This window comes from Caballeronia sp. M23-90 (genome assembly GCF_053574605.1).
Genome location: NZ_JBSIPA010000873.1, coordinates 1 through 1,071 on the forward strand (window position 1 = coordinate 1; position 1,071 = coordinate 1,071).

General features: G+C 62.7%; 1 protein-coding gene and 2 pseudogenes. All 3 read right to left on the minus strand.

The features are described 5' to 3' along the window. Nucleotides 1–235: pseudogene (locus ACRXB1_RS36635) on the minus strand (hypothetical protein); the annotation flags it as partial. A 10-nt stretch (nucleotides 236–245) separates the two neighbouring features. Beyond that, on the minus strand, nucleotides 246–857 hold the full coding sequence (locus ACRXB1_RS36640; RefSeq protein WP_075359228.1) for a cytochrome c oxidase subunit 3: 612 nt from the start codon (nucleotides 855–857) through the stop codon (nucleotides 246–248). Continuing rightward, nucleotides 850–1,071 (minus strand): annotated as a pseudogene (locus ACRXB1_RS36645) (cytochrome ubiquinol oxidase subunit I); the annotation flags it as partial. The gene ACRXB1_RS36640 and the pseudogene ACRXB1_RS36645, both read right to left, overlap by 8 nt.

Consider the following 1,071-nt stretch of genomic DNA (forward strand, 5'->3'; position numbering starts at 1 on the left):
TCCAGGCGGCGGCAAGGCCACCCAGCGCGACAGCCAGCGCCACCAGGCTCACCGCGCCGATGTACGCGTGCAAAGCGGGCATCTTCGGATGCGGCAACGGGTCTTGCGCGGGATAACACGACTGCGCGGCAAGCGCCTCGCAAACGCAAATCTGCACGATCCATGCGAGCGGCGCGCCGAGCAGCGCGTAGACCTGCTGCATGGCGTGGAGAAGGGGCAGTCGAGGTGCCGTCACGGCGTATCTCCTAGAGCACGTAAGGGCTGATGTACAGCGTGGTGAAGATGAAGAGCCAGACGATATCGACGAAATGCCAGTACATCCCGCCGATGGTCAGCACGGTGTGACGCCGGTCATCGAAAAAACCGAGCGCGGTCCAGGTGAGCAGCACGGCAAGCACGATCAGACCGGCCACCACGTGCAACATATGAAAGCCCGTGATGGTGAAGTAAAGCGAGCCGTACAAATGCGATGCGGGTCCATAAGGATGGTCGTGCCACTCCTTCAACTGCACGCCCACGAAGAGCGCGCCCAGCACGATCGCGATGCTCATCCAGATCACCGCAAGACGACGCCGTTCACGTTTCACTGCGTGCTCGCACAACACCACAAACACGCTGCTGGTCAGTAGCACGGCAGTATTGAAGAGCGCCGGGCCCATCTTCGGCAGGCCGTCGGGTGGCCACTTGCCGCCGCCTTGCGAGAACAGATACAGGTAACTGAAGATCAGGTAGCCGAACAACGCCGCTTCCGTGGCGATCAGCATCCACATGCCCCACCATCCGCCCGAATGCCTTCCTGACGTGCCGATGGGCAGTGGACGGTCGGCATTCACGGCGTCGTCGGTGATATCAGCCAAGTGCGCCTCCTTGCGGTTCGCGTTGCAGGAGCGCACGTTCGGGCCACATCCATGCCACGAGCGAAGCGGCGAAACCTGCCAGCATGACGAGTGCAAGCCACCAGATGTGCAGCAGCATGGCGGCGAACATCAGCGTGGAGGCGAGGCCCAGAAAGAAGGGCGCGTAGGAGTCGCCGGGCATCTTCAGGATGGCGTCGGGGCGGCCGTCGAGCGA